Raw genomic sequence first — 26,574 nt, forward strand, 5'->3', positions numbered from 1 at the left:
TACTACAAAGGAAAATATAATGAAAAAACTGATAATTCTTGTATGTTCCGTTCTTATTAGTATCAGTACTCCAGTCTTTGCAAAGACATTAAAGATCGGGATGGTCATCGATGATTTACGCTTGGAAAGGTGGCAAAAAGACAGAGATATTTTTGTTCATAAAGCAGAGGATTTGGGAGCAAAAGTGTATGTTCAATCCGCTAATGGCAATGAACAAACACAAATTTCTCAAGTCGAAAATATGATAGCCCGTGGTGTTGACGTACTGGTTATTATTCCGACAAATGGTGGTGTTTTATCCAATGTGATTAAAGATGCCAAACGTGAAGGCATTAAAGTTCTTGCTTATGATCGCTTAATTACTGATGCCGATCTGGACTTCTATATCTCATTTGATAATGAACGAGTTGGTGAAATGCAGGCGGAAGCTATGTTGAAAGCAAAGCCTAAAGGTAACTACTTCCTTATGGGTGGGGCACCAACTGATAACAACGCCAAACTTTTCCGTAAAGGTCAGATGGAAATTCTGCAACCTAAAATTGATTCAGGTGATATTAAAATTGTCGGTGATCAATGGGTTAATTATTGGTTAGCTGAAAATGCACTGAAAATTATGGAAAATGCACTGACTGCGAATAATAACAACATTGATGTTGTTGTTGCTTCTAATGATTCAACAGCCGGCGGTGCTATTCAGGCACTTGAAGCTCAGGGACTAGCTGGAAAAGTTGATATTTCAGGGCAGGATGCTGACCTTGCGGCATTACGTCGTATCGTTCATGGCACGCAGACAATGACCGTTTACAAACCCATTCCTTCTATTGCCAATCGTGCTGCAGAAATTGCTGTTGAACTGGGTAAAGGTGAAAAACCCGCTCAGAACTCTTCAATCAATAATGGAATGAAAGACGTACCAGCCTGGTTATTGGATCCAATTGTTGTTGATGCCAAAAACATTAAAACAACCGTTGTTGCTGATGGATTTCACTCCGAAAAAGAAATTTATCAATAGAAAATAAAAGCGTTAAGACTTTTCTTAACGCTCTTTTTCGTTAGGAGTGATTATTATGACTTATTTATTAAAAATGAATAATATCACGAAATGCTTTGGCCCGGTTAAAGCGCTTGATGATATTAGTATCAGCTTAGAAAAAGGGAAAATTTTATCACTGTGTGGTGAAAATGGTTCGGGAAAATCAACACTAATGAAAGTACTGTGTGGTATTTATCCACATGGCGATTACGAAGGTGAGATTATTTTTGAAGGTAAATCTATTCAGCCTCAAAATATTACCGATACCGAAAGTCTGGGCATTGCTATCATCCATCAGGAATTAACGTTAGTAAAAGAATTGAGTATTCTTGAAAATCTTTTCCTTGGCTCTGAAATTAGCAAGCATGGTGTTTTAGATTATGAACTCATGCATTACGAATCTAAGATCTTATTACAGAAAGTGAACTTATCTGTTTCTCCTGAAACAAAAGTTGGGGATTTGGGCGTGGGGCAGCAGCAATTAGTAGAAATTGCCAAAGCCATGTCAAAAAATACGAAGTTGCTGGTTCTTGATGAACCGACAGCCCCTCTGACGGAATCTGAAACCGAGATTCTGTTGAATTTAGTCAAAGAATTGCGCGAGTCTGGTGTTAGCTGCATCTATATTTCTCATAAACTTGGGGAAGTAAAAGAAATATCGGATTATATCTGCGTTATCAGGGATGGGGTACATATCGGGACCCGTCCGGCTGAAGACATGACGACAGACGATATCATCACCATGATGGTTGGCCGGGAAATGAAACAGCTATTTCCCAGAGAACCCCACGACATTGGCGATGTGGTTCTGAAGGTTGAAAATGTCTGTGCCTGGGACAAATCTAATTCGGCCATTCCTAAAGTAAAAAATGCGAGTTTTGAATTACACCGGGGCGAAATTCTCGGGGTTTCCGGCTTGGTGGGCGCTGGTCGGACCGAATTGATGGAATGCCTCTATGGCAGCTATCTTGGCCGTTATCAGGGTAACTATTATCTGAATGGAAAAACGCTCAATATCCTGAGCAGTAAAGATGCTCTGGATGTCGGCATCGCAATGGTACCGGAAGACCGTAAGCGTAATGGCATCATTCCCATCATGTCTGTCGGTGAAAACATTTCATTAGCCGCCTTAGATGAGTTTGGCTCGTCTGGTGTGCTGAATGACACGTTAGAAGCAAACTCAATAGCAAATAGTGTGAATCAGCTTAAAGTGAAAACCCCTAATACGGAAATTGCCATCAAAAACCTATCGGGTGGTAATCAGCAAAAAGCTATTTTAGCCCGGTTTCTCATGGTAAATCCCAGCATTTTAATTTTGGATGAGCCTACCCGGGGGATTGATGTCGGCGCTAAATACGAAATTTATAAATTAATATTTCAACTGGTTAAAAATGATATCAGCATCATTCTGATTTCCTCTGAGTTACCCGAAGTACTCGGTATTAGTGACCGCGTTCTTGTTATGCATGAAGGTGTCATAAAAGGAAATTTAATTAACGAAAACCTGACTCAGGAAATTATTATGGATTGCGCATTATCAGAAGGAGTCGCAGCATGATTGAGCAACCCGGTGATTTAAGCAAAACAAACAGTAGTTCATTGTTCGATAAGCTGAAAGGTGGCAACTTACAGCTTCTGGTGATGGTTATCGCTCTTATTTTCATTATGATTTTCTTCAGTTTTATGACGGAATGGAGTTACCTGACGCCACGAAATATTTCAAACTTATTTAGACAAACGGCGATTACCGGAATCTTAGCGATTGGTATGGTATTTGTCATTATCAGCGGGGAAATTGACCTTTCCGTTGGTTCCCTCATGGGACTACTTGGTGGGATAGCGGCAATACTGGATGTCTGGTTTGGGTTGCCCTTATTTATGACCATCGTCATTACGTTGATTGCCGGGCTTGTCCTGGGTGTTTGGAATGGATGGTGGGTCGCGTACCGAAAAGTCCCTTCTTTTATCGTTACGTTAGCTGGGTATTTAGCTTTCCGAGGTATTTTGATAGGTATTACCAACGGTACAACTGTCGCTCCGATTTCTGAAGGAATGGAGTTCATCGGTCAAAGTTATTTGCCTAATATCGTGAGTCTGATTATTGGCCTTGCCTGTCTTTCTGTGTATTTCGGTTGGCAGAAAAAACGTAATGCCATGCGGAAAAAATATGAATTATCCGTACCAAGTATGCAGAGTTCATTAATTAGAAATACCATTATTGCTTTAGCGGTATTAGTGGTGATATTCATTCTTAATGAATATCGTGGTGTTCCAACTCCTGTATTGTTGTTAACCTTTTTTATTCTGGTCGGAACCTTTATTGCAACGAAAACCCGCTTTGGTCGCCGTATTTATGCTATTGGCGGAAATATAGAAGCCAGCCGCTTATCAGGTATTAATGTCGAGCGGACTAAATTATTAGTTTATGCAATGAATGGTTTTTTAGTGGCGGTTGCCGGGTTGATTTTGAGCTCCAGGCTGGGCGCAGGTTCCCCGTCAGCCGGTAATATCGCTGAGCTTGATGCGATTGCGGCCTGTGTTATAGGCGGAACCAGTATGGCCGGAGGGGTCGGTACCGTGTTTGGTGCTGTGATTGGTGCGTTTATCATGGCGTCTCTTGATAATGGGATGAGTATGATGGATGTTCCGACATTCTGGCAATATATCGTTAAAGGGGGCGTTCTGCTCTTAGCCGTTTGGATGGACAGTGCAATGAAACAACAGCGTTAATCGTGTGCGCTGGAGAAGTAATTATCAGGCGGGTATTGTATTGAAATATAAAATACTCACAACAGAAACTATTTATAAAACCTAATTTATTAATAATTTAGTAAAACGTTGTGGGAAATAATTGTGTATTTTTTCCAGTTAATAAATAAAGACATTAATATGTAAAAAAACATAATTGTTTTCTGGTTGTTAACAATAAAAAATAAAATAACAACAGAAGTTATTTTATTAGGAAAAGTAATAAACCGATTGTAAGTACTAAATTTCTGATAAATCTGAATGAGAGAAAAACAATGACTGAATTTTTTACTAACGTAGACAAAATTAAATTTGAAGGTACAGAAAGTCAGAATCCACTTGCGTTTCATCATTATGATGCAGACGAAATGGTGCTGGGTAAATCAATGAAAGATCATTTACGGTTTGCTGCGTGTTACTGGCATAATCTGGTATGGCCTGGTGGCGATATGTTCGGCTTGGGGACTTTTAATCGACCCTGGCAAGGGGCTGGAAACGAAATGGAACTGGCTCAGATGAAAGCGGATGTTGCCTTCGAATTCTTTAGCAAATTAGGCAATCCCTATTACTGTTTTCATGATACTGACGTTACACCAGAGGGCAATAGCATCAGAGAATACGTCAGCAATTTTTCACACATGGTCGACATTCTTGAGCGTAAGCAAAATGAGACCGGTGTTAAACTGCTGTGGGGTACAGCCAACGCTTTCTCTAATCCAAGATACATGGCTGGCGCAGGGACTAACCCAGATCCGGAAGTGTTTGCTTATGCTGCAACACAAATCTTTAACGCCATGAATGCAACCAAACGACTGGGTGGTGAAAACTATGTTTTATGGGGTGGACGTGAAGGTTATGAAACGTTACTGAATACCGATTTACGTCAGGAACGAGCCCAATTAGGACGTTTAATGCAGATGGTGGTTGAGCACAAACACAAAATCGGTTTCAAAGGAGCCATCTTAATTGAACCCAAACCACAAGAACCCACTAAGCATCAGTATGATTATGATACCGCATCCGTGTACGGTTTCTTAAAACAGTTTGGTTTAGAAAATGAAATCAAGGTCAACATCGAGGCTAACCACGCTACATTGGCCGGACACAGCTTCCATCATGAAATTGCGACCGCAACGTCTTTGGGTATCTTTGGTTCGGTTGATGCGAACCGTGGCGATCCTCAACTGGGATGGGATACAGACCAGTTCCCTAACAGTGTTGAAGAAAATACGTTAGTGATGTATGAAATTCTGAAAGCCGGTGGGTTTACAACCGGAGGATTGAACTTCGACGCTAAATTACGCCGTCCATCCATTGACCCTGAAGACTTATTCTACGGTCATATCGGCGGAATGGATACGATGGCTCTGGCTCTTAAAAAAGCCGCTGCCATGATTGAAGATGACGTCTTATCGAAAAATATTGCCCAACGCTATGCGGGTTGGAGTGATACTTTCGGTAAAAAAATTCTGGCTGGAGAATACAATTTAGAATCTATTGCGAACTACGCTGTTGAGAAGAATGTGAATCCGACAAGAGAATCCGGTAAGCAGGAATATCTGGAAAACCTTGTTAATCAGTATATTTTTAAATAACGGATAGCGATATGGGTCTCCCGGCATGAGTGGGAGACCCGTTTTTCGTTTACACTTTCGCGCGTTTAAGTAACCCCGCCATCAGATTGGAACTGGTTTTTACCTGTTTGGATTTTTTCGACAAAGTATTTGCCAACCCATTATCACCAATATTTTTTGCGATGTATGACATTGACTGGTAAAAATTGGCGCCATTTTTGGCTTCTTTTAAAGGTTCCAGTAATTTAGACATCGCCGTTCCGGACATGCCTTGTTGTGTGGCATAACGTTCAACGGAACTGAGTAAACGATCGAGATCGTCAGTCGCTTCGGTATTTTCAGTACCCAGTTTTTTCATCTCTTTGAGATTGCGTCTGCGAATTTGCATAATCACAAAACGAGGCGTATTCAGTTTTTTTATGCCCCAATAACCTGTTGCGACGACGAGAAGAATTCCGCCAATGGAGTAGCCCCAGCCGGAGTTTAGTGTGTTTAGCACGGTCTGAACCATGCTTTCAGTATTCGTTACATTTGTCGTTATATCGGACATCAATTATCCCAACCTTTTATTTGGTACTTCAAAATAATTATAGATACGTTACATTGACAGCATCGTTTATATATTGCGATATGTCAGAATTTAGTGATTTATCTAAACACTATTTGTGGGGGCAAAAAACAAAAAAACAAACAAATATGGCATTTTAATGGCATGGGCAGATAAAAATGAGATATTGCTCAGTATTGAAAATGCTCATGGTTGCATTGCTTTCGATAAGATGACCGCGCCAAATAAACACGGTCATAATGTGTGGACTTAAAAGTAATTAAAACAAACTTTTCAGGTAGGCTACGTCCTCCTGATATGGATTGCCAAGTAATGGCATTCTGCGGTCTGTTTTTGGGTCAAGAGAATTTATTTCAATATGGAAAGATGGCGCCTGACGGTCCCGTTTCCACTGGTTTCTAATGAACATGGTAAAGTATTTTACAACACATTTAGCTACAAATTCAGGGGTATACTCTTTGTCTTCTATCGCAATGACCTCAAATATCTCCAACGGACTGAGGTTTTTCTGCAACTGCAGCATCAGAATGCGGTCCAACATAGCGTAAGGCATCAGATCATCTTCATCCTGCTGTTCTTCCGGGCGAAGCTCTGCCGTCGGTTTTTGGCTATTGATGTAACTAAGAGCACTATATTTTACATAATGACTGGTATCATCGTAGGTAATATCAATACCTTTCTTTTCCATCCAGGAAAGTATTTTCAAAATTCTGGATTTGGTCACGCCGGAAATAGGTGCGAGTACGCCGGATGTATCGCCATCCTGAGTTGCATAACCGAGACTTGCTTCAGAAAGGTTGCTGGTTGTTAATAACAGACTGTTCTTCAGGTTTGTTGCTCCCCAAATCATGGGGGATCTTGTCCTGGCCTGAATATTTTGGCGGAAAATATCGTGGTCTTCCCAGTTAAACTCTGTTCCGGTTTCTTCTCCAAGGACTTTCTCATATTGTTCTACTACGTTTTTAATTGGAAAATTAAAATGGGTAGAACCAATATACTCTGCCAGTTTTGTTGCTGCGGTGAACGTCACATTGCCACTATTAGCACTTGGTTGATAGGCTGTTTCCAGAAAGTTTTCCATGATGGACTTTTCAAGAACATCCAGATCGGTATTGTCTACATCAATGATGTCATCACCAATAAAACGCATAAAGTAGCTGTTTTTTATTGATAACTGTTTAGTTCGAAACTCATTCAGCTCCAGCTTAACGGCAAGATTACAAAGAGTCCCTACCAATCCGGAGTCGGCTCCACCACTCAGTGAGAGGGTATATCCATTTGTGTGAGTTTTCTGAGACCAGTCACGAAGACCCAACGCAATAGCTCTTGTCGCTTCTTCATGCTCAAGATACGGACTGTTTTCCCATGCAGAAATAACGTTTCTTTCGCAATGAGTGTCTGCCAGCCGACTAAGAAACGTTTTGGAATCATTGTGATGAGGCTGAGTGTTATTATTTGTGTTTACCTTTACGATATAACCATTCAAATTATGTTGAGTCTCTGAATAGCGCTGGCTGGTAATGGTCTTTCTCATCCTGCTGTTATTATTACGAATAACGGATGTAATTACTTCGCAGGGGGTATGGTGAAATCTTGGACCTTGATTGATGATTTGACCGGAACTAGCGATGATACAGCCACCATCGTATACCGCCCGCCCCGAATCGACCCCATTGAGATTTGCGAACAAGTAATTCACACCATAGGTACGGCTTGATTCCTGGATTATCTGCTTACGGGTTTCAAATTTCGAAATAGCAAAATGACTGGCACTTGGATTAACGATAATATCGACTCCAAAGTCAAAATAATGTGAAGCGATGCGTTTTGCTACCCAACTGTCTTCACAGACTTCGATCCCCATCAGAAATCCGTCAATATCAAAAATCGGAGTACCGATAGGAATCGTGACTTCTTTCCCGTTCGCTGTAAATGTATGTTGAAATACGTCTGTCTGGTTCCAGGGCGTAAACCAACGTTGTTCGTAATGGATTCCATTAGAGGCTAAATTTTTCTTGAATGTGATTCCGCAAATGTTGCCATCAAGAAGTATCGCCGTGCCATTAAAAAGTTTTCCGCTATAAAGGTAAGGAAGCCCGACAGAGACAGCAATCCCTTTGGGAAGTTGTAAAGCCAGTTTGAATAGTTTAGATAGGGCTGAATCAATAATGCTCATATAACTGAAATTGTCTTCCAGTCCATAGCCGGTGAGCGACAATTCAGGAGTCAGAAGAAAACTGGCTCCATCGTGTTTTGCTTTGACAGCAGCATCTATTATATTTTTGATATTTTTTTCAAATTCGCCTGCCGTTTGATTGAGACTGGCAGTACTGACTTTCATTGTTTTCATCTTTCTATCTCATAAATCATATATAAATGGCTGTTTTCATAATGAATCAAAACCGATTCTAATTTTTTAATCGCCGGAACAGTACTACTTTTTAAACTTTTTTCGTGTTTTTGCGTCTGAAAGAAATTTATAAACGATTTAATTCTTATGCTTTCCACCTCAATCCGCTGATAAAACAGGCAATTAAAGCCAAAGCGCCTGCCGACATTAACGAAACATGAGTTCCTTCCACGGCATAAGAATTAAATAATAGTGCAACGATTGTTGCCCCGGAGGTTTGTCCTATTAATCTTGCCGTTCCCAGCATTCCGCTGGCACCACCACTTCTGTTCCTAGGGGCAGAACTCATTATCGTTTGATTATTTGGGGACTGAAACAGACCGAATCCTGCGCCGCAAATCATCATACACAAAGAGATGTTCAAATATGTTGGTGTTCCAGAGAGCAAAGCCAGAGAGTACAGACCTGCTGAAAAGATAAGCATACCGATGGCACCAAGAATTCCAGCATGAATCTTTTCGACAAGCCTTCCTGACAATGGAGCAAATAATATCGTGGCAATAGGCCATGGTGTTAATAACAAGCCGGTCTCAGTCTCACTTAATCCTAATGTTCGCTGAAAGTAAAAAGGAATGGATACCATAGCCAGAGTTTGAGCGCAAAATGAGCAAATAGAAGTACATATCGACAAGGAAAAAATAGGAATTCTCAGCAAATCAATCGGTAACAATGGAAATGGATTTTTCAATTGTCGGCGAACAAAAAAATAGCCAATGATCAAAGCCAAAAGTAGTTCTGATAAAACATATCCAATAAATTGATTGTGTGAAAAACCGGTAATGGCAATAAAAAATAGTCCAAAAGTTAACGCATTTAATATTGCACTCATACCATCAAAACAGTGGGTATTTTTTGAGTCGTTATTTGGAAGATATCTGAATGATAGGTATAACGAAGTAATACCTATCGGAATATTAATAGCAAATAGCCATTGCCAGGATGCAAAAGATAAAATCACGCCGGCAATGGTTGGACCGGCCGCAGCAGAAATGGCTACTACAATTGCATTCAGAGCCATGCCTCTTCCCAGTTTTGCTTTTGGAAAAATAAGCCGGATAAGAGCAGTGTTTACGCTCATTAATGCTGATGCCCCAATACCCTGAAGTACTCTGGCAATGGTCAAAGTCAGAAGAGATCCGGATAAAGCACACAGTAATGACATACAGGAAAATACAAGCAGCCCTGTCTGATAAATTCGCCGGTATCCGACAATATCACCAAGGGAGGACAGAGACAGTAAAGTCATAGTAACAACTAACTGATAGCTGTTGACGATCCAGATAGAAGCGCCCGCACTGATTTGTAGATCGTCAGCTATGCTGGGAAGTGCCACATTGGCGATAGTGCCATCCAGAACGGCAACCGATATACCAAGAGCAATAGTTACGATTGATCCTATGCGCTGCGGCATTGGAACTCCGTCATTAAATATCATGAATACACCTTGATCGTAATGCAGCTTTTATACGAGAGAATATTTTGGAATTTGGCAGATGAGAAGTAAAAATTATGGTACAGATTATTTAGTTTGTAGCAAGGGCTTAGAAGAGATAAACCAAAAATAAAATAAATATTTAGCCCTGTTTGTTGGGTTTTTAATCAGTTCTCTTTTTGTTGATGGATCTGAATGAGTCTTTGTTTTTATCTTATTTCCGACGTTGATTCATGTTAGGTACTTCAGTACTTTCACAAAACGATTGAGTGTTCAAATATAGATACATAAGAAAGGAGTAACAAAGATATAAAATATCCGTGTCGCAAAGTCATCATTCAAATGACCGACTTATGTGATCCTGTTATGGAAGTGATTTATGTATTATGGAGAATTATTGAACAAATGCATATAATTTGGACAAAATAGCAGGAGGGTGAATGATGGGTGACATAAATAACAAAATTTCAAGGGTTCTCGATACTGATTTTGAGGTTCCAAGTATCTTTAAGCAAATCCTGAGAAAGGAAACCTCATTACTTCCGGATGAAGAGATCGAAGATCTGGTTTTTTTAGATCGGGAATATCTGCGTGAAAGAATCGAGTCTCCGGTTTATTCAGCAGCCAAACTCTTAGTACTAACGTCTTATGGTCTCATAATTGTGGAAGAAGGTTTTATTGAAATTTCGGATAATATTATGGGATATAAAATACAGCATATTCCATTTAGTAAAATTACCAGTATTGAGTTGGATGCATGTTTGTTAGCCGGTACGTTAAAAATTTCAACCAGTTCTTATGGAAAAATGGAAGTTGAAATTCCGTTTAACACGGCAAGATACTATGAAGATTTTGAGTCTTTTATCAGCGCATTAAGAATCAAAATTGTACTTGCTTAGTTTCAGGTACCATAATTTTTACAGCGATTCAGATGTTGTACGAAGACTGAATCGCTTCTGGATTCATTTTTATTAATTTCTTTAGTGTTTTGTTCTCGCCATAGAGTGATCCTATCAGAAGAAAAATGCAATTTTCTGCAAAAGAAGTTCAAATCAAGACGCCAGATATGTTTTAGCGCAATTTTAGATGTGAATTCGACATATGACGGCATTGACATAGGCATATTGACTCAGATGGTCTATACATAAATATGTATAAGTATAATTTTAATTAAAATACATTTGAGAAGTGACAAATGGAAAACTTAAAACAACGTCTGGGCTTAATTAAAACACGTATATCTGAATTTTCACCTATACACCATTTTTCAGAATTTATTTCGAAGAAACATGATGTACCCGATGAACCATATCTGGAAAAACGGGACTTTACTCAATTAGGTAATAAAAATGTTACCGATAAGTATCATCGGACAAAACGGATGTTATCTGAGTTCAGGGTAGGTGATTTACTCGATTACTATGGAATTATTGCCCGTGTAGCCGAAATCAAAACCTATCCGAATTATGATCAACCTGAAAGGCCTATTTTCATTATCAATTGTATGTATGTTGAGGGGAACTTTTCTGTCTATAAAAGTCTTTATAAAGGGTATGGAGCCAGCGGATTAGAAGCGTTTTCTTTTTGTATCCATGGAATTGATCCTCAAACATTAGACTGCGTTGAGAAAAAAACGGATGCCTTGTATGCCATTGAGCATTGAGGTCAAAAAGGTTCAAGTAGATTACTGCCTATCATAAGATAAAGACAAAGGGGCATAGTAACTTAGACAGAAAATTAATTATAAATTGTACTAGATAACAATAATTAATATTCGCATTGGTCATGGAATATGAATGTATGAGCAATATCGAAAATTGGAATTATGATGGTAAAGCAGTTCTGCTGGTTATTGATAGTAAAAAGGAAAACATTTCCTATTTAAGTCGTGTTTTTGGAAGAAACTATCGGATTATTTACGCCTCATCAGGTATGGATGCGATGGTCAGAGCCAGAGAGCAATCCCCGGATGTAATATTATTAGATGTTAATATGCCTGATATTGATAGCTATCATATATGTCATACTCTAACTGATGATGAAAGTACTCATCATATTCCGGTTGTACTGATTTCGCGTAAAGCAACAGATGGTATTATGAACCGGAAGAGCACAGAGAGTGTTATTGAAAAAGGCTACCAGAGTGGGGCTGCAGATATTATTTTTCCTCCCATTAATCCTCTTTGTCTCCAAGCTCGTATTCGTTCTCATGTTGCATTTAAGCTTCAGACTGATTATATCAATTCAACAACAATCATCGATACAGCAACCGGCTTATATAATAAGAATAAGTTTGATGACTTTCTCAATGCTAACTGGCGATTGTGTATGAGAGAACATAGGCCCATTTCATTATTAAAGTTGAATATTGATTATTATCAGGAATACTGCCGCCAATACGGAAAAGACAATGCTCAAAAGTGCTTAAAAAAAATTGGTGATCTTTTACATAAAAGGGCCAGAAGGCCTTCTGATGTCTGCAGTCATTATAATGATGACGAATTTGCCTGCTTGTTACCATTTACAGATTTAGATGGCGCTATCAAAGTTGCAAACGATGTATTATCAGGCGTTCGTGAGCTAAACATTGAGCATGTCGGGTCAAAAATAGGTAAATATGTTACAACCAGTATAGGCCTTTCGAGTATGATTCCGACGAGCTGGAATCTGGAAGAAAGTAAACTTATGAAAGATGCGGATTTAGCGTTGTATCTATGTGAGCAGAATGGACAAAACTGTATAGCGGTGAACGCCTAAAAAAAGAAACCCCAATCCGAAATTCGGTGGGGTCTTGATAATGAGTTGAACAGAGAAACGTTAATTAGGGGATTTGCCTCTCTATTATCCAACTAAAACAACTACGAAAATAGGTCAAGAAATAAAACTCAAGTAATTAGTATTGTTGGAATCATTAACAATACCTCTTGAATCTTTGACTAACAAAGAATATGACATTTATTTCGAGAGAGACTTTATCGTGTCACAGGATGGTTTTTTGTGATGCATGTCAAATTATTCTTTTGCCCATAATTTTATAAATTTACAAAACTATATTCATAAGTTTCATTACTCACTTTTATGATTTTTACTCTATTTTTGAGCAATCTTTAAGTCCTTTATAAAAGTCATCTTCTGTATTTACCATGTCTTATCTTCCATAAATAATAGCCACATAACATAAATGTAAAACAACTATACAGCCTGAATGAAAGAAAAATAAGCTGAAAGAAAATCATTAGTGCAGTCATTATTGGCAAATGACATAATTGTTCTTTACAATGGAAAAGAGTCTAAACATCAGGGTAAGCATTTTTTGAGACTAATGACCTAATAGGTCTAGTCAGCGAAATGAAAAGACTGGATAAATATAATGGTTCAAGAATCAGTGGGGCATTTCCCCGGCTTTGCAGAATCCGTATTAGAAAGTATCTCAGATGGTGTATTTACTGTTGATAAAAACTGGAAAATCACTTTCTTTAACCGGGCTGCTGAGGACATAACAGGTATTAAGAAAGAGGAAGCTCTAGGAAGGTTATGCTCTGAGGTGTTTAAGTCAAGCCTCTGTGAAGGCAATTGTGCTTTGAGGCATACACTTGAGTCTAAGACACCAAGCGTTAACCGGACCTGTTTTATCATAGATGCCGATGGAGAGAAAATACCGGTATCAGTTTCTACCGCTGTTTTAAGAAATAACAAGGGAAATATGATCGGTGGCGCTGAAACGTTTCGGGACCTGAGTGAAATTGAAGCACTGAGAAATGCATTAAAAGATCATCATCAGATTGGCCGTTTCTCCAGTCATAGTCCTGTGATGAAAAGCTTGTTGGATCTTATACCAGTTGTAGCTTCCAGTAACAGTACGATTTTGATCCAGGGGGAAACAGGAACCGGAAAAGAGCTATTAGCCCGTTCTATTCATGAAAGTGGTCCCCGGGCAGATAAACCATTTGTAGCTATTAATTGTGGAGCGTTGCCAGACTCTTTATTGGAATCAGAATTATTCGGGTACAAAAAAGGCGCATTTACCGGTGCGAATAAAGATAAACCGGGACGTTTTGCTCTGGCGAATGAAGGCACGTTATTTTTGGATGAAATCGGTGAAATAAGCCCGGCGCTACAAGTTCGTCTGCTAAGAGTATTGCAAGAGCATTCCTATGAACCGCTTGGGGCTGTTCAATCCGAAATCAGCCATGCCAGAATCATTGCCGCAACTCACCGGGACTTACCTTCTATGGTTCAAAACGGTGAATTCCGGCAGGATCTTTTTTACCGAATCCACATTGTTGATCTGAAATTGCCGCCATTACGTGAACGTAAGGAGGATATTCTGTTATTAGCAGACCAATTTATTCAGAACTTTAACCGAGTACAGGGGAAGGAAATACACGGTATTCATTCTGAGGCTGCCTCTGTCATGATGCAGTATCACTGGCCAGGAAATGTTCGTGAACTGGAAAATATTATTGAGAGAGCCTTTGTTATATGTCCAGATGCTGAAATCGGTCTTTGTCATTTACCTCCTGAACTGCTCGGAAATTGTGTTTCTTCAGAAAAAAAGAACATACTATTGATTCGTGAATCAGCAGAAAAAATGTCCATTGAATCTGCATTGCAAAGAAATCAATTTAATCGTTCCGCAACGGCAAAAGAATTGGGTATTCATAAAACAACGTTATACAGGAAAATGAAAACTTTAAAGATTCCTTTTCCTGTCCAGAATGGAAGAAATAAAAAAACTAATCCGGTTTCTGACGGAAATTGATCTTATCAGAAAATAATCAATGGAGTGATTATGACTACAGATATTTCCTCTGACCGAGACCGATCTCTGGGCTGCCTGGTTGGACTTGCGGTCGGTGATGCTGTTGGAGCCCCGGTAGAATTTAGACCAAGAGGTACTTTCAAGCCTTTAACTGATATGATTGGTGGAGGGCAGTTTTGTCTTAAAAAAGGATATTGGACTGACGACACGTCCATGGCCTTGTGTCTTGCTCATAGCTTAACAGAACACCAAGCATTTAATCTTAAAGATCAAATTGAACGGTATTGTGCCTGGATGGATTCCGGTTACATGAGTAGCCTGAATATATGCTTTGATGTCGGTGCTTCCGTGTCATCAGCATTAAGACGTTACCAGAAAACAGGCGACCCATTATCAGGCTCTAAAGCAGGATGGTGCTCAGGTAATGGTTCGATTATGCGTTTGGCCCCTATTCCGATTTTTTACCAGCAAAAACCGCGGGAAGCTATTTTCTATGGTGGTGAAAGTTCCAAAACAACACATCGTTCTGCATTATGTGTTGATGCATGCCGCTATCTTTCTTCCTATTTGGTTGAATTGCTTCATGGTGAAAAGAAGACCGTTTTTATGACTCTGGATTATCAGCCGGAAACCCAGGAGTTTATATCTATCAAGTCCGGGCATTTTTTGAATAAGAGGTATCAGGATTTGACAGGTAGTGGTTTTGTTGTGGATAGTCTGGAATCTGCTTTATGGTGTTTTATTTATACTGATTCATACGAATCGTGTGTACTTGCAGCTGCGAATTTAGGAAATGATGCAGATACTACTGCTGCGATCGCCGGACAAATGGCAGGAGCATATTATGGTTACAGCGGTATTCGTCAGGATTGGCTGGATGCATTGTTTCAGCATGATGAAATAGTTAAGGTTGCAGATAGTTTATATCTGGCTTCCGGATCTATGTAAAATTCGGAGAAGTGACTGATGATACATTCAGACAACTTTAATTATGCACCAAATACAAAAGAGAAATCGTTGTTACGAAAAATCACAGTGCCGCTGAACCGAATCAATGTTCCATCCTGGTTGTTTGGGTCAATAGAATATCAACACCATCCTATTCCTGTCAGTCTCGATGGTATTCCGCTCTGGTACAGTAAATTTTTTGATGATTTGAGTAAAATAACATCAACAAATCAGCGTTTTGATATGTTTACTGAGTTTATGGACAACCGATTTTGCTTATCGGACGAAACCCGAATTCGGATGCGTATTGAGTCTGATGGACTCAAAAATCTCCGGCCTAAAGTTCATTACCGGCGTTTGATTCTGGGGTGGCTATTTGATTCAGATAATCAACAAGGAGCTGCATGGCGGGGGTGGGTTGAATCCCGTTTCGGATTGCTCACAAATTTTTACAACGGTTCGTCAGTTGATTGTGGCAATGAAGCCTATTGGGAGTTCCGTCAACGCTGTCAGCAGGCCACGCATAATACTAATGAGCTTTATGAGCAGCTTGATTTACTGTATTACTTTTGTCAACAAGAACTAAAATTCACTTTTCCATCTGAGCAACATATTACCTTATATCGTGGATGCACTGATGACTCAGAGAATTTTGGAATAGACGATAAGCAAGTAACACTATTTAATAACCTGTCCTCCTTTACGTCAAACCCTGAATCTGCGCTTTTATTTGGTTCAAGCGTGTATGAAGTCAATGTTCCGCTTACAAAAATTGCCTGTTATCAATCTCTTTTACCCGATGCACTGAGCGGAGAAAATGAATATGTCGTAATAGGGGGGCTTTATACTGTGAATAAAATGAAGTACTAAAAGCCCTTCGGTAACTCTGATTTATTCTGGTTGGCAAATCAAACCGCGTATTATTGCTTTTATAGTTTTCATTATTAACCAGATAAATAACAAAGAAATAAGTAATAACAGAATATTACCAAATGTAGCCATTCCACCTGAATGAGTAAGGTGACTGAATTTAAATGTAGCAATCGTCAGAGCTGCACATGGGAAAGAATAAGCCCATGAAGAAATAAAAAAAGGTATACGGGTAAAACGGATTAAATTACTCATTAAAAGAATGGCCAGAAATAATCCTACATAATAGATAATCCGGCTAAAAGTATCTATTCCTCCAGTCAGAATCGTATACGAAACAAAACCAACAGATGGTGGTGCCAATAAAATAAACAACATCGGTGTTAAACGGGCCGGAAGGGATTCATGAAAGAATAAACGGTACAGAATGATAGTAAGTAGAATCAGCCAGAATACAATTCCGATGCTAAAGAAAAACCAACTTATTTCAATATACCCTAAACTCACCCCATTTATTGGAACGATAATGTTACCTACGACGGGGATAAACCAGCTTGGGTTCGCATGTTCAAGACGGTAGTGCGTATGATGAATCCAACTGCTCATAACAAAAAGAGTCAGACTAATATGAACAATGGCACCAACATGCCATAAGATTCCGCTGATAAGAGGAATATGTTGCCATGCTATTGATAATAGGAGCAGGCTTATTGAAAATGCTGGAAAAAAATTGATTCTTACCGGATGCTTAATTTCTTCAAGTACTTTAGCCCGGTAAAGCAAAACTTTAGTAGCATAAAAGCCGGTAACAAGCAGAAATATGAAAGAACTAAGCATGGTTATTATCCGGCTTATTTCATTGAAATCTGCCGCCCGGTAACTGATTGCCAGGCCTGTCAATCCCATGACAATGGCATAGAACGATATCGGAAAATTTGACAACCTTGAGTTTTGTGTCAATAAAGTGGTGTCATTCATTCTGTACTCCAAAATTCATATATTAGCAAATTCTTATATATTATATTTGTTGGTAGCATATGACAACTAGATAGACAATAATCCAACATAAAGATAGTTTGAATTTATATCTCATCAATTTTGGCAAACGAAAAATGTTGGTAATATTCAGTTCTTCTGTGAAGTAAGGGCTTTCTGACACATAAAGAGACTATGAGCCATTACTCATATTCTCTTCTGTTTTGGGGTAGGGAGGACAATTTAATCTAAAACTTTTTCAATAATTGTTGTAATAACCCCTTCATCCTGATTACTGGGGGCCTGAAACCGGGCCAGTTCTTTAATTTTGTCATGCGCATTTGCCATTGCAAATGAATAATAACTTTCTTCCAGTAATTCAGTATCATTCAGATAATCGCCAAAGCTCATGGTTTGTTCATATGAAAACCCCAACCGATCTTGTAGCTGGCGAACTGCATCACCCTTAGACGCCGAAATATTCATAATATCCAGCCATATCCTTGCACTGACAACAACTTTATGGGTTGAGCCGAAATGTTCATTGATCACTGGGTATACATTGTCCTCGGTACCCCCGAAATGGCATATCGCAATTTTAATAAAATCGTCTTTAACTGACAGTAAGTCATCGACATACTCACAGCGGTAATAATACTTACCCAATTCTTTCAATGCTTTCGGATGCTGGGTTTCAATATAAGCCGACTTAATTCCGCAAAGAACAATGTAAGAGTCCGGAATATTTCTGGCTCTGGATATCAAATCCGGAATATCTTCTTCCGGAATAGTACAACTGTATAATTCCATTCCTTTGTGCATAACCAGAGTACCGTTTTCAGCAATAAAAACGATATCGTCCTTAACTGGTTCAAAAGTCTCAATCAAACTGTAATATTGCCTCCCAGAGGCTGCAGAAAATAAAATATTTTTTTGTTTTAACTGGTTAAAAATTTCAAAGAAACGAGAGGGCAGTTCACCTTGTTCGTTGAGAAGTGTGCCATCCATATCAGTAGCGATAAACTTGATGTCTAAATTTGACATAGTAATCCTGTAGAATGAAAAACGAGTACAGTATTCTTTAAAGGCAGTATACGATTCTCATAGATCAGGATGCAACCCTGTAAATAAGAATGACTGAAAAGGACTAACCAAGTATGAATATTTATCCTGAAATAGAATTATCACAAGATCAACATGTGGAACTGATTAAGTTTTGATTAGGTGTTTTTTGTTGTGACGTTGTCGCTTTTTTGGACAATACTTTTTACTTAACGTGTTTTCTCTGCCCCATTGTCTATACAGATGGCATCTGAGTTTGCCACATCTTTTGGTCACCAGATTGTCATTCTTATTCGATTTCTTAGTCACCGATTTGATTTTCTGGTGATTTATTGTTTAAAAGTTAACTAATATATATTGTAAAAGTTGTTAAAATTTAAACTTAATGAAGTTAAATATTTGTTTGACGAACTTTATAAAATAGGATGGCCTATGTTGTTTAACAAACTAACGCTGAAAACCCGAATGATAATTGCTGTTCTCTTGCCTACTTTTGCGTTGCTAATTGTAGGGTGGGCAAGTTTTAACAGTATGGCATTTATTAAAGAACAAGGTAAAAAACTCTATCAGAGTACTTCTTCGCCAATGCGTTCGATGGCCGAAATAGCATCTCGTATTCCTAGAATGCGTGTCGGTATCGACATGATGCTATTGCAAGAAACCTCGTTAAAAGACAAAAAAGGGGTTTTAACAAGAGTCAAAGAAACTCGTGAAGAAGACATCCCTGAAATGCAAAATGCACTGCAACACGCTATCAGTGCTCAAGTTGATGATGAACGTAGAGCAGAAGTAGAGCTGTTGGCATCAAAATTTGAGGATGTTATTCGAGAAGAGCTCACTCCGATGCTAAAAGCACTTGAAAATAATCAACTTGATAAGGCAAAGGCAATATATAGAGACAAGTATGCTAAGTCTTATGGAGTTATGCGAAAACAAACCAATCAGATCTTAGATTCACTGTTAGGACAGGCTGAGCAGCTATACTCCTCAAGTCAGAAAAGCTATAGCTCCGGAGTTCTTCGTATGGGAATGATTATCAGTATTACGATAATCATATCCGTGATGATTTCTTTTCTTATCATATTAAGTCTCCGTAGAAGAGTGAGTTTATTAAGAGATCCTATAGTCTATGCTGCCAACAACATGGCATTAGATATTAGAGTGGAATTGGAAGGTGAAGATGAGTTGGCTTCCATTGCCAAAAGCTTTAATACTTTTATAAGCAAGGTTCATGATTCTGTCGAGAAAGTCGCGACCAGCTCTTCTGTCTTAGCCGATACTGCAAATCAGGTAGCGGAGAGAGCCAGGCAGACTCAAGAAAAGTGTGTTTCTCAGCGAGATAATTCAGTTCAGGTTGCAACAGCAATCACAGAGTTAGGTGCAACCGTTGAGGAAATCGCTGGTAATGCCGCTCAAGCTGCTGAAGAAGCTAAAGAGACAACAAGGCAAGTTAAGGAAGGCAGCCTGGTGATAGGTGAGGCTCGCACTCAGATAGATGTCCTTTCAAGCGAACTTACTCATGCAACAGGAGTTGTCCAGTCATTAGCTACTCAGGTTGAAAACATCAGTTCTATTCTGGAAACCATACGTAGTATTTCGGAGCAAACAAATTTGCTGGCTCTTAATGCTGCAATTGAAGCAGCTCGTGCTGGAGAACAAGGTAGAGGTTTTGCTGTCGTTGCAGATGAGGTTCGAAATCTTGCCAGTCGTTCTGCAGAATCAACAGAGGAAATACAAGAAGTTATTAATAAACTCCAGGAAGAGTCGAATAAAGCTGTCTCCGCGATGTCTCAGGGTAAAGAAAAAAGCGATATGGTAGTGGCTCAAGCTGACAATGCCGACCATTCATTACAACAAATTGATGTTCATATCGAGTTAATAAATGATCGTAATATCCAAATGGCTACTGCGACCGAAGAGCAGGCTTCAACGGTTACGGAGATTAATCGAAATGTTGAAGATATTAATCAATTAACCATAGAGACAGCTGATAATGCAGAAACCATGGCAACAGCCAGCATTCAGTTGCTGCAGCTTTCTGGCCAGTTAGATGACTTGGTCAGTTCTTTCAAACTTAAAGATTGATTTAGCTTATTTCTTCTGGTCACCGGGTGTATAAAATCATACATTCGTTCAGCAGTATAAAAGGCCATTTTAATATTGTTATAAGATTTTTGGGTGACTAAGAATCGTTAAATACAACTTAAAGTTACAGCGTTACCTTTCTCTCAGCTTTCCAACAAAAAAGGCGCTAAATGTAGCGCCTTTATCCATGTAAATGACTGTAAAAAATCCTATTTCTTACGAGTGTACTCTGCGATGATGTACATTGACTGGCCGTTTGCTTTACCAGAAACAAGTTTTGGATCGTCTGCGAGGCTTATGCCGCGTACAACGGTACCTTGTTTGATAACCTGAGAAGAACCTTTGATTGGTAGGTCTTTGATGATTGTTACGTCGTCACCTTTCTTTAGTTCAACACCGTTTACATCACGCGGTTTTTCAGCATCATCATCCATTCCGATGATAGCCCAGTTCATTACGTCTTCTTCAATGTACATCATGTCGAGAAGTTCCGTAGCCCATTGTTCTTTCTCTGCAAGCGTTTTAAGCTGACGCCAGGCTAAAACCTGTACCGGAGGCACCTGACTCCACATGCTGTCGTTTAAGCATCGCCAATGATTTGGGTCTATAGAGTCCGGAGCTTCAATCTGAGATTTGCATGTATCACATAGCATAGCTGAGTGATCGACTGTCATTTGTGTATGTGGCGCAACCACAAATGGAGATAGAGACGACGTTGCTCCACACAATTCACATTTTGAATCACAACGTTCAAGAAGAGTTGCTTCGGTAGACATAATGTTAGCCTTAAACTTGGAAAAGAGGTCGTATTATGCATATTACGGCCATGAATAAAAGAGGGTAAATTAAAAATTCACAATGAAGGTTTCACCAGTTTTTATTTAGCAAAGTGATGAATAAGGAAAAGTTGCTGGTAGAATGTCTTTTTTTGCATATGTAACATGACTAACCATAAAAAAGGGCTTAAATAACGGATGAAAATTTGGAAGAAGGATATTGATTTAGATGTACTAAATAAGACATCCGAAAATACGCTGATTGAACATCTGGGTATCCGCTATAGTGAAGTTACAGATTCATTACTAAAGGCGACTATGCCGGTATGCGCAAAAACCCACCAACCATTGGGTATGCTTCATGGTGGTGCGTCAGTCGTCTTGGCGGAAACACTTGGATCGGTTGCCGCAAATTTTTGTGTTCATGATGACTCTTTCTGTGTTGGTCTGGATATCAATGCCAACCACATCCGGGCGGTCAGGAATGGAATGGTGACCGGGACTGCTGAGCCTGTGCATATTGGTTCTAAAACTCAGGTATGGCAAATCAACATACATAACGATAAACATCAACTTGTTTGTACAAGCCGTCTTACTGTGGCCGTAATGAAAGTTAAAGGAAGTAAGTAAGAGAGGAACTGGTGGTTATCAATTATTCAGCAGGAAAAATCATTGTCACCCCCATGGAAATCGTTATCAGAGTTTCCGTGTCAGGGGGAATAACAATGCAAGCATACCGAGATACGATAACACTGTACGGAGATGCTTGTGTTATCGCTGCAAATTCTGGTGATGCAAAATGGTCTTTGACATTAGATAATCAAGAGCAACTTTGTTTAATCTCTAAAGAGACTGGCGTTGAAATTTTATAATTTCTTGATCGATAAACTTGTTTGTCTGAATTAAAATGGGGAAAATCGTCTTGATTGTTTAAAATAAGGTTTTCCGCTTTTATGAGTAGCCAGCGTCTTCGTTCTCAATTTGAATCATTATTTGAACACTGTCAGGGACATGATACCTCTATTCAGTTAGAGGATATTACCGATTTACTTTTTTGTACCCGACGGAATGCCCGTATTGTTCTGAACAAAATGGAAGAACAAGGGTGGATTGAATGGTATCCGGCGGCTGGACGCGGACGTTTATCTAAACTCATTTTTAAGCAAAGCCGGAATGAAATCAGTGAGAACTTAGCAAGACGATATTTAGAGGAAGGCAAATTTAGTCAAGCTCTGACGGTTCTGGATAATGATGCCACTAAATTAACTCAGGTAATACAAAACTATCTTGGAGTTCAACAGCAGGAAGGGCAACAGGTTGTTCGTCTTCCTTATTATCGGCCACTTTCCCGTTTGTGTCCCAGAATTAACATGCGCCGTTCTGAACAACATATTGTCAGGCAGGTTTTCAGCGGATTAACAACACTGGATGAACATGATAACGTTGGTCCCGATATTGCTCATTTCTGGCAACAGATTTCACCTGAACACTGGCGTTTTTATTTAAGACCGGGAGTCCGTTTTCATAATGGCGAACTGTTGACGATCCGACATGTTATAGAAAGTATCACAGCCCTGAAACCATTCCCTCTTTTCTCTCACATTGAAAATGTTATTGCCGTTAGTGACTGGATTATTGATATACACCTTAAAAAACCGGATCACTATCTGGATTTATGGTTAACAGAGTCTTGCGCTAAAATCGTATTAAGTTGTGAGCAACGTTCTGAAGATTACGATCAGTTACCAGTCGGAACCGGTCCGTACAAAGTCATTCATAATGATGAAAAAAGATTGGTACTGGATGCGTTTGACGGTTATTTTGGATTCAGGCCATTATTAGATAGGGTTGAAGTCTGTGTGATTGATGAAGCACACTCGACCTTAGTCTTTCCTAGTTTAACCAAACCTTTAAAAATGGAAAGAGGGTCTGTAGAAGAGGATGTTAGCCTTGATCCCGGCTGTTTACATCTGCTGTTAAACAGGAAAAACGGATTAGCAAAAGATTTAGCATGGGCCGATTATTTTACAAACCGGCTGAATGCATTGTCTCTTTTCAGAGCATTGCCTGAGCAAGCAATCGTCGAGTTAGGTATTGTGCCTGCATTGGGACTTAAACCAGGCTGGTACCATACTTCAACGAGCTGCGATGTTATCAGCCCGGTTCCTTATAATGACAGACCGGTAAGGATAGCATATCATGCCAAACATCCGATGTTTCCTCAGATTATCAGTTATATTGAATCTATTCTTAAATCCGATGGCCACACTGTTGAACTTATTCGTTACGAACATGAGCTGGAGGATGTAGATAGCATTGATATCTGGGTAAAAGCCATGGGAATATCAAATTATCGTGATGATGCGATTGCCGGCTGGTTACTAAATTATTCGGATATTCATTCAATGAGTGTACCGGAGCATTTTGATTTATGGCGTAATATGATTGATGATTGGAGAAGCCAGTTATCCAGACCTTTTCCGGCAATGGATCTCGGGAAATCGCTTGTTGAGAATAAACAACTGGTACCACTGTTTCATGTCTGGATGGGTGTTAATCACGACCAGTGTGGTTCTCTGCAAAATGCTAAATGCAATGCATTAGGATGGTTTGATTTTTGCCATGTTTGGGTTAAACCTGAAATTTAACCTGTTAAATGATACCAATGGTGATCTGCTGTTTTTTACTGATTTGCATTGTCAGTTTCGTCGCACAACTAAAGGGTAGTAACGTTGCATAGTCCAATTACATTAGAAGCATTGCATATACTTGATGCAATTGACCGCAGGGGAAGCTTTGCGGCAGCGGCAAATGAACTAAACCGGGCCCCCAGCTCATTAAGTTATCAAATTCAGAAACTGGAGCAGGATCTTGATATCATGATATTTGACCGTTCAGGTCATAAAGCGAATTTTACGGAAGCAGGAAAACTTATTCTGGAAAGTGGACGAGCTATTCTGAATGCAACCGATAAATTAGTGAATGATGCAACGATACTGGCGAATGGCTGGGAATTGGATATCGCTCTGGCCTACGACGGAATTGTCCCGGTTGAAACATTCTTTCCTCTTGTTGATGCTCTCGGGAATGTCAGTAAAACCCGGGTCCGACTTCAGGAAGAAATATTAGCAGGGTGTTGGGAGTCATTGGCAACGGACAGAGCCGACTTATTAGTCTGTCCTAAAACAGACTCACTACCTCATGACGTAAAATCTGAAACAATAGGTCAGATGTCAATGGTTTGGGTCGCAGCAACCAATCATTATATCCACAAGCGCAAGGGCGTATTTGATGAACAGGCCCGGCAAAAATTCCGGGTTATTGCTATTGCCGATACTGCTATAGAACAACCGGCAATCAGTGTTAATATCCTGCACAAACAGCCAAGATTAACGGTCACGAATTTTGATGCAAAATGCAGGGCATTAATTGATGGCTTAGGTATTGGGACAATACCTAAGCAGGTCGCTGAGAAATACATGAAACAGGAAAGACTTAAAATTATCGATGGTTCACAAGAGACAACAACCGACATAATTATGGCATGGCGACGTAATAAAATCGGCGAGGCTAAATCATGGTGCATTCAATATTTGAAGAAACACTGGAAATTAATGTGATTATTCAAATGTTTGAATAGTTTGTGCCTTATATCACAGCTTGTTTTAGCTAAATGCTTGTATAAGCTTGATTATATTGAGCTCTATGTGCATGATTAGCATACTAGGTTTTTGTAACTGGCTGATTTTTATTATTAAAAAATCCCCTCCAAAATTCCTCCAAAATTTCCCCTCCAAAACTACAGCAGTATTTGGGTGGGGGATTGTATTTGGTGTGGTTTTACCGAAAATGGTTACACCGTCACTACTTTGCAATTTGAATGATTGTGTATTCACCACCTCGCATGTCATCATATCTATCCGTTGTTCTGCGATCTTTGTGGCCTAATAGAACCTGAGTATCAATCCCAACTTTACGATACGATCGCTCAGCCAATGATCTTATTTCGTGAAATGAAGGTTTGTTTTTCCATTTTAAGCCAGTTAAATCTCTTGCAATAGCGAAGTGGTGGGTTACCCTGTTTACGTCAACTCTGTCACCGGGCTTGACCGTGTACACACGTTTTGTCTGGTGAATAACGTATTTAGAAACAACACCGCTTTGTCGACAATCTGAAATTATCTCTCCAAGACTTCTATTAATAAGCGGGTTTGTCAGCTCAAGAGGAAAGGCAAGCTTGGTTTTTCTTTTTGATTTGCTCGTCGCTACATAAAGAAAACCGTCTTTAATATCTCTGAATTTCAGTGCGCAAACATCTTCCCGGCGCAATCCCGTTGTTAATGCTAACAAGGCTGCATTTGTGGTGTATCTTGGTGCGTTCTTGAGTAAGCTTTCATATATGATAGGCCAGTCAGATTCTTTGAGTCTTTCTCTTTTGACTTCAACTCTTGGAGGTTTGGTGGCTAAAGCTGGGTTATATCCGGCGTCAACTTCTCCAGCGTGTTGAGCTTCTTTGAATAAGTCGATCCATACCGATCTAAGTACTTGCGACATTCTAGACTTGCCTTCAGATTTGTACTCATCGATGATTGTTGCCAGAGTTTTTGTATCAAGCTCTTTTATTCCAGTCGTTTTACACCTTCCAATTAATACGTTAATGGCAGATCTTCTAGACTTAAACGTGGATTCAACGATTTCACCAACTGTGAGTCTTTCTTTTTGAATTGATAAATATCGTTCACACCATTTGCCTGTAGATATACCGGTTGTTTTGATAGTTACCTGGTTTGAGTTAATGATATGCTGATATTGTTCTGTTAGTTGCTCATATATTAAACGGTTAAGTTCTTTCGAGGCCAGGATAGCCTTTTTCTTGTCTGATCCAAGGCCATGAAATTTACCGGTTCTTGGGTCCCTATATTGGTAATAAACCTTGCCGCTTCTCTTATCTAATTTCTGGTATAAGTTTTCTACATCTATTTTATGAGTTCGGGGTCGTGCAGCCATTTTTAAAGATCCTTTCTACAAGGGGGTCTGATATTGATTTGTTCTGAGATTGGGGTAGACCGGTAAAAACTGCATCAGATTTCACCATCCACCGGCCGGCCATTTTAACTGGCTTCGGTTGGATTTGGTTCGTCTTTATATACGATGTAATCGTTCCGCTGCTTGGGACGAAGGAAAAGGTTTTTTGAAACCATTCACGAATGGGCATGTATTTCATATGGATCTCCGTTGGAAGTTTCGGCAATAAAAACTCATGAATACGGTGGGTGAGAGATTGGGAAATTTTTAATTAAATGTAGGAAAGGTATTTGTTTACGTTCTGGC

Annotated in this window: 23 protein-coding genes; 15 read left to right on the plus strand and 8 right to left on the minus strand. The window is 39.4% G+C overall.

Annotated features, from left to right (window positions below; all coding sequences use genetic code 11):
- The first annotated feature begins 19 nt into the window (after positions 1–19).
- From xylF to xylA, 4 genes are all read left to right on the plus strand, one after another.
- The gene (gene xylF, locus LRQ06_RS17850; RefSeq protein WP_232768394.1) at positions 20–1,012 is read left to right on the plus strand and encodes a D-xylose ABC transporter substrate-binding protein; all 993 of its coding nucleotides are present in this window, start codon (positions 20–22) and stop codon (positions 1,010–1,012) included.
- 55 nt (positions 1,013–1,067) lie between these two features.
- Positions 1,068–2,591, plus strand: a complete 1,524-nt coding sequence (locus LRQ06_RS17855; RefSeq protein ID WP_232768395.1) for a xylose ABC transporter ATP-binding protein — start codon at positions 1,068–1,070, stop codon at positions 2,589–2,591.
- Positions 2,588–3,763 (plus strand): sugar ABC transporter permease, encoded by a 1,176-nt coding sequence (locus LRQ06_RS17860; protein ID WP_232768396.1) that lies wholly within the window; start codon positions 2,588–2,590, stop codon positions 3,761–3,763. The genes LRQ06_RS17855 and LRQ06_RS17860 overlap by 4 nt, the downstream gene beginning before the upstream one ends.
- A 293-nt stretch (positions 3,764–4,056) precedes the next feature.
- The gene (gene xylA, locus LRQ06_RS17865; protein WP_232768397.1) at positions 4,057–5,376 is read left to right on the plus strand and encodes a xylose isomerase; all 1,320 of its coding nucleotides are present in this window, start codon (positions 4,057–4,059) and stop codon (positions 5,374–5,376) included.
- A gap of 49 nt (positions 5,377–5,425) precedes the next feature.
- Here the strand turns inward: xylA and LRQ06_RS17870 are convergent, their stop codons facing one another.
- From LRQ06_RS17870 to LRQ06_RS17880, 3 genes are all read right to left on the minus strand, one after another.
- Positions 5,426–5,905, minus strand: coding sequence for a hypothetical protein (locus LRQ06_RS17870; RefSeq protein WP_232768398.1), 480 nt, complete (start codon positions 5,903–5,905; stop codon positions 5,426–5,428).
- Between the two features lie 277 nt (positions 5,906–6,182).
- Positions 6,183–8,273, minus strand: a complete 2,091-nt coding sequence (gene nadE / locus LRQ06_RS17875; RefSeq protein WP_232768399.1) for an NAD(+) synthase — start codon at positions 8,271–8,273, stop codon at positions 6,183–6,185.
- Positions 8,274–8,418: 145 nt separating this feature from the next.
- On the minus strand, positions 8,419–9,744 hold the full coding sequence (locus LRQ06_RS17880) for an MFS transporter (protein WP_232768400.1): 1,326 nt from the start codon (positions 9,742–9,744) through the stop codon (positions 8,419–8,421).
- 461 nt (positions 9,745–10,205) lie between these two features.
- On the opposite strand from LRQ06_RS17880, the gene LRQ06_RS17885 reads away from it, so the two are divergent.
- The 6 genes from LRQ06_RS17885 (at position 10,206) to LRQ06_RS17910 (ending at position 16,345) form a co-directional block, all read left to right on the plus strand.
- Positions 10,206–10,664: a hypothetical protein gene (locus LRQ06_RS17885; RefSeq protein WP_232768401.1), complete on the plus strand. Its 459-nt coding sequence runs from the start codon at positions 10,206–10,208 to the stop codon at positions 10,662–10,664.
- 296 nt (positions 10,665–10,960) lie between these two features.
- Positions 10,961–11,428, plus strand: coding sequence for a hypothetical protein (locus LRQ06_RS17890; RefSeq protein WP_232768402.1), 468 nt, complete (start codon positions 10,961–10,963; stop codon positions 11,426–11,428).
- Between the two features lie 137 nt (positions 11,429–11,565).
- Positions 11,566–12,522, plus strand: a complete 957-nt coding sequence (locus LRQ06_RS17895) for a diguanylate cyclase domain-containing protein (protein ID WP_232768403.1) — start codon at positions 11,566–11,568, stop codon at positions 12,520–12,522.
- 613 nt (positions 12,523–13,135) lie between these two features.
- Positions 13,136–14,527: a sigma-54 interaction domain-containing protein gene (locus tag LRQ06_RS17900; RefSeq protein WP_232768404.1), complete on the plus strand. Its 1,392-nt coding sequence runs from the start codon at positions 13,136–13,138 to the stop codon at positions 14,525–14,527.
- Between the two features lie 30 nt (positions 14,528–14,557).
- Positions 14,558–15,475 carry an ADP-ribosylglycohydrolase family protein gene (locus tag LRQ06_RS17905; RefSeq protein WP_232768405.1) on the plus strand — a complete coding sequence of 306 codons (918 nt, stop codon included), beginning with the start codon at positions 14,558–14,560 and terminating at the stop codon, positions 15,473–15,475.
- A gap of 18 nt (positions 15,476–15,493) precedes the next feature.
- The gene (locus LRQ06_RS17910) at positions 15,494–16,345 is read left to right on the plus strand and encodes an NAD(+)--dinitrogen-reductase ADP-D-ribosyltransferase (protein ID WP_232768406.1); all 852 of its coding nucleotides are present in this window, start codon (positions 15,494–15,496) and stop codon (positions 16,343–16,345) included.
- A gap of 21 nt (positions 16,346–16,366) precedes the next feature.
- Here LRQ06_RS17910 and LRQ06_RS17915 read toward each other — a convergent pair whose 3' ends face one another.
- Both LRQ06_RS17915 and LRQ06_RS17920 read right to left on the minus strand, forming a co-directional pair.
- Complete coding sequence (locus LRQ06_RS17915; RefSeq protein ID WP_232768407.1) at positions 16,367–17,323, minus strand: SLAC1 anion channel family protein; 957 nt, start codon at positions 17,321–17,323, stop codon at positions 16,367–16,369.
- Between the two features lie 240 nt (positions 17,324–17,563).
- The gene (locus LRQ06_RS17920; protein ID WP_232768408.1) at positions 17,564–18,364 is read right to left on the minus strand and encodes a Cof-type HAD-IIB family hydrolase; all 801 of its coding nucleotides are present in this window, start codon (positions 18,362–18,364) and stop codon (positions 17,564–17,566) included.
- 450 nt (positions 18,365–18,814) lie between these two features.
- Between LRQ06_RS17920 and LRQ06_RS17925 the strand changes: the two genes are divergently transcribed.
- A complete protein-coding gene (locus tag LRQ06_RS17925; RefSeq protein ID WP_232768409.1) occupies positions 18,815–20,467 on the plus strand; it encodes a methyl-accepting chemotaxis protein in 1,653 nt (550 codons plus the stop codon).
- A 209-nt stretch (positions 20,468–20,676) separates the two neighbouring features.
- Here the strand turns inward: LRQ06_RS17925 and LRQ06_RS17930 are convergent, their stop codons facing one another.
- The gene (locus tag LRQ06_RS17930; RefSeq protein WP_232768410.1) at positions 20,677–21,243 is read right to left on the minus strand and encodes a PhnA domain-containing protein; all 567 of its coding nucleotides are present in this window, start codon (positions 21,241–21,243) and stop codon (positions 20,677–20,679) included.
- Between the two features lie 198 nt (positions 21,244–21,441).
- Between LRQ06_RS17930 and LRQ06_RS17935 the strand changes: the two genes are divergently transcribed.
- From LRQ06_RS17935 to LRQ06_RS17950, 4 genes are all read left to right on the plus strand, one after another.
- Complete coding sequence (locus tag LRQ06_RS17935; RefSeq protein ID WP_232768411.1) at positions 21,442–21,873, plus strand: hotdog fold thioesterase; 432 nt, start codon at positions 21,442–21,444, stop codon at positions 21,871–21,873.
- Positions 21,874–21,884: 11 nt separating this feature from the next.
- On the plus strand, positions 21,885–22,115 hold the full coding sequence (locus LRQ06_RS17940; RefSeq protein ID WP_232768412.1) for a DUF3389 family protein: 231 nt from the start codon (positions 21,885–21,887) through the stop codon (positions 22,113–22,115).
- Positions 22,116–22,196: 81 nt separating this feature from the next.
- Complete coding sequence (locus LRQ06_RS17945) at positions 22,197–23,891, plus strand: SgrR family transcriptional regulator (RefSeq protein ID WP_232768413.1); 1,695 nt, start codon at positions 22,197–22,199, stop codon at positions 23,889–23,891.
- An 84-nt stretch (positions 23,892–23,975) separates the two neighbouring features.
- Positions 23,976–24,863 (plus strand): LysR family transcriptional regulator, encoded by an 888-nt coding sequence (locus LRQ06_RS17950; protein ID WP_232768414.1) that lies wholly within the window; start codon positions 23,976–23,978, stop codon positions 24,861–24,863.
- A gap of 244 nt (positions 24,864–25,107) precedes the next feature.
- On the opposite strand, the gene LRQ06_RS17955 is transcribed toward LRQ06_RS17950, so the two are convergent.
- Both LRQ06_RS17955 and LRQ06_RS21270 read right to left on the minus strand, forming a co-directional pair.
- Positions 25,108–26,250, minus strand: a complete 1,143-nt coding sequence (locus LRQ06_RS17955; protein WP_232768415.1) for a phage integrase Arm DNA-binding domain-containing protein — start codon at positions 26,248–26,250, stop codon at positions 25,108–25,110.
- Entirely contained in the window at positions 26,225–26,467 is a 243-nt protein-coding gene (locus tag LRQ06_RS21270) for an excisionase (protein ID WP_373054841.1), read from the minus strand. Before LRQ06_RS21270 ends, LRQ06_RS17955 begins: the two co-directional genes overlap by 26 nt.
- Positions 26,468–26,574 lie beyond the last annotated feature (107 nt).

The sequence above is a fragment of the Vibrio salinus genome (genome assembly GCF_021272385.1).
GTDB classification, from domain to species: domain Bacteria; phylum Pseudomonadota; class Gammaproteobacteria; order Enterobacterales; family Vibrionaceae; genus Vibrio; species Vibrio salinus.

Excerpts from the sequence above, each read along its gene's own strand:
- xylF (WP_232768394.1), top strand. The coding sequence starts at position 20 with ATGAAAAAACTGATAATTCTTGTATGTTCCGTTCTTATTAGTATCAGT.
- LRQ06_RS17855 (WP_232768395.1), top strand. The coding sequence starts at position 1,068 with ATGACTTATTTATTAAAAATGAATAATATCACGAAATGCTTTGGCCCG.
- LRQ06_RS17860 (WP_232768396.1), top strand. The coding sequence starts at position 2,588 with ATGATTGAGCAACCCGGTGATTTAAGCAAAACAAACAGTAGTTCATTG.
- xylA (WP_232768397.1), top strand. The coding sequence starts at position 4,057 with ATGACTGAATTTTTTACTAACGTAGACAAAATTAAATTTGAAGGTACA.
- LRQ06_RS17870 (WP_232768398.1), bottom strand. The coding sequence starts at position 5,905 with ATGTCCGATATAACGACAAATGTAACGAATACTGAAAGCATGGTTCAG.
- nadE (WP_232768399.1), bottom strand. The coding sequence starts at position 8,273 with ATGAAAACAATGAAAGTCAGTACTGCCAGTCTCAATCAAACGGCAGGC.
- LRQ06_RS17880 (WP_232768400.1), bottom strand. The coding sequence starts at position 9,744 with ATGCCGCAGCGCATAGGATCAATCGTAACTATTGCTCTTGGTATATCG.
- LRQ06_RS17885 (WP_232768401.1), top strand. The coding sequence starts at position 10,206 with ATGATGGGTGACATAAATAACAAAATTTCAAGGGTTCTCGATACTGAT.
- LRQ06_RS17890 (WP_232768402.1), top strand. The coding sequence starts at position 10,961 with ATGGAAAACTTAAAACAACGTCTGGGCTTAATTAAAACACGTATATCT.
- LRQ06_RS17895 (WP_232768403.1), top strand. The coding sequence starts at position 11,566 with ATGAGCAATATCGAAAATTGGAATTATGATGGTAAAGCAGTTCTGCTG.
- LRQ06_RS17900 (WP_232768404.1), top strand. The coding sequence starts at position 13,136 with ATGGTTCAAGAATCAGTGGGGCATTTCCCCGGCTTTGCAGAATCCGTA.
- LRQ06_RS17905 (WP_232768405.1), top strand. The coding sequence starts at position 14,558 with ATGACTACAGATATTTCCTCTGACCGAGACCGATCTCTGGGCTGCCTG.
- LRQ06_RS17910 (WP_232768406.1), top strand. The coding sequence starts at position 15,494 with ATGATACATTCAGACAACTTTAATTATGCACCAAATACAAAAGAGAAA.
- LRQ06_RS17915 (WP_232768407.1), bottom strand. The coding sequence starts at position 17,323 with ATGAATGACACCACTTTATTGACACAAAACTCAAGGTTGTCAAATTTT.
- LRQ06_RS17920 (WP_232768408.1), bottom strand. The coding sequence starts at position 18,364 with ATGTCAAATTTAGACATCAAGTTTATCGCTACTGATATGGATGGCACA.
- LRQ06_RS17925 (WP_232768409.1), top strand. The coding sequence starts at position 18,815 with ATGTTGTTTAACAAACTAACGCTGAAAACCCGAATGATAATTGCTGTT.
- LRQ06_RS17930 (WP_232768410.1), bottom strand. The coding sequence starts at position 21,243 with ATGTCTACCGAAGCAACTCTTCTTGAACGTTGTGATTCAAAATGTGAA.
- LRQ06_RS17935 (WP_232768411.1), top strand. The coding sequence starts at position 21,442 with ATGAAAATTTGGAAGAAGGATATTGATTTAGATGTACTAAATAAGACA.
- LRQ06_RS17945 (WP_232768413.1), top strand. The coding sequence starts at position 22,197 with ATGAGTAGCCAGCGTCTTCGTTCTCAATTTGAATCATTATTTGAACAC.
- LRQ06_RS17955 (WP_232768415.1), bottom strand. The coding sequence starts at position 26,250 with ATGGCTGCACGACCCCGAACTCATAAAATAGATGTAGAAAACTTATAC.
- LRQ06_RS21270 (WP_373054841.1), bottom strand. The coding sequence starts at position 26,467 with ATGAAATACATGCCCATTCGTGAATGGTTTCAAAAAACCTTTTCCTTC.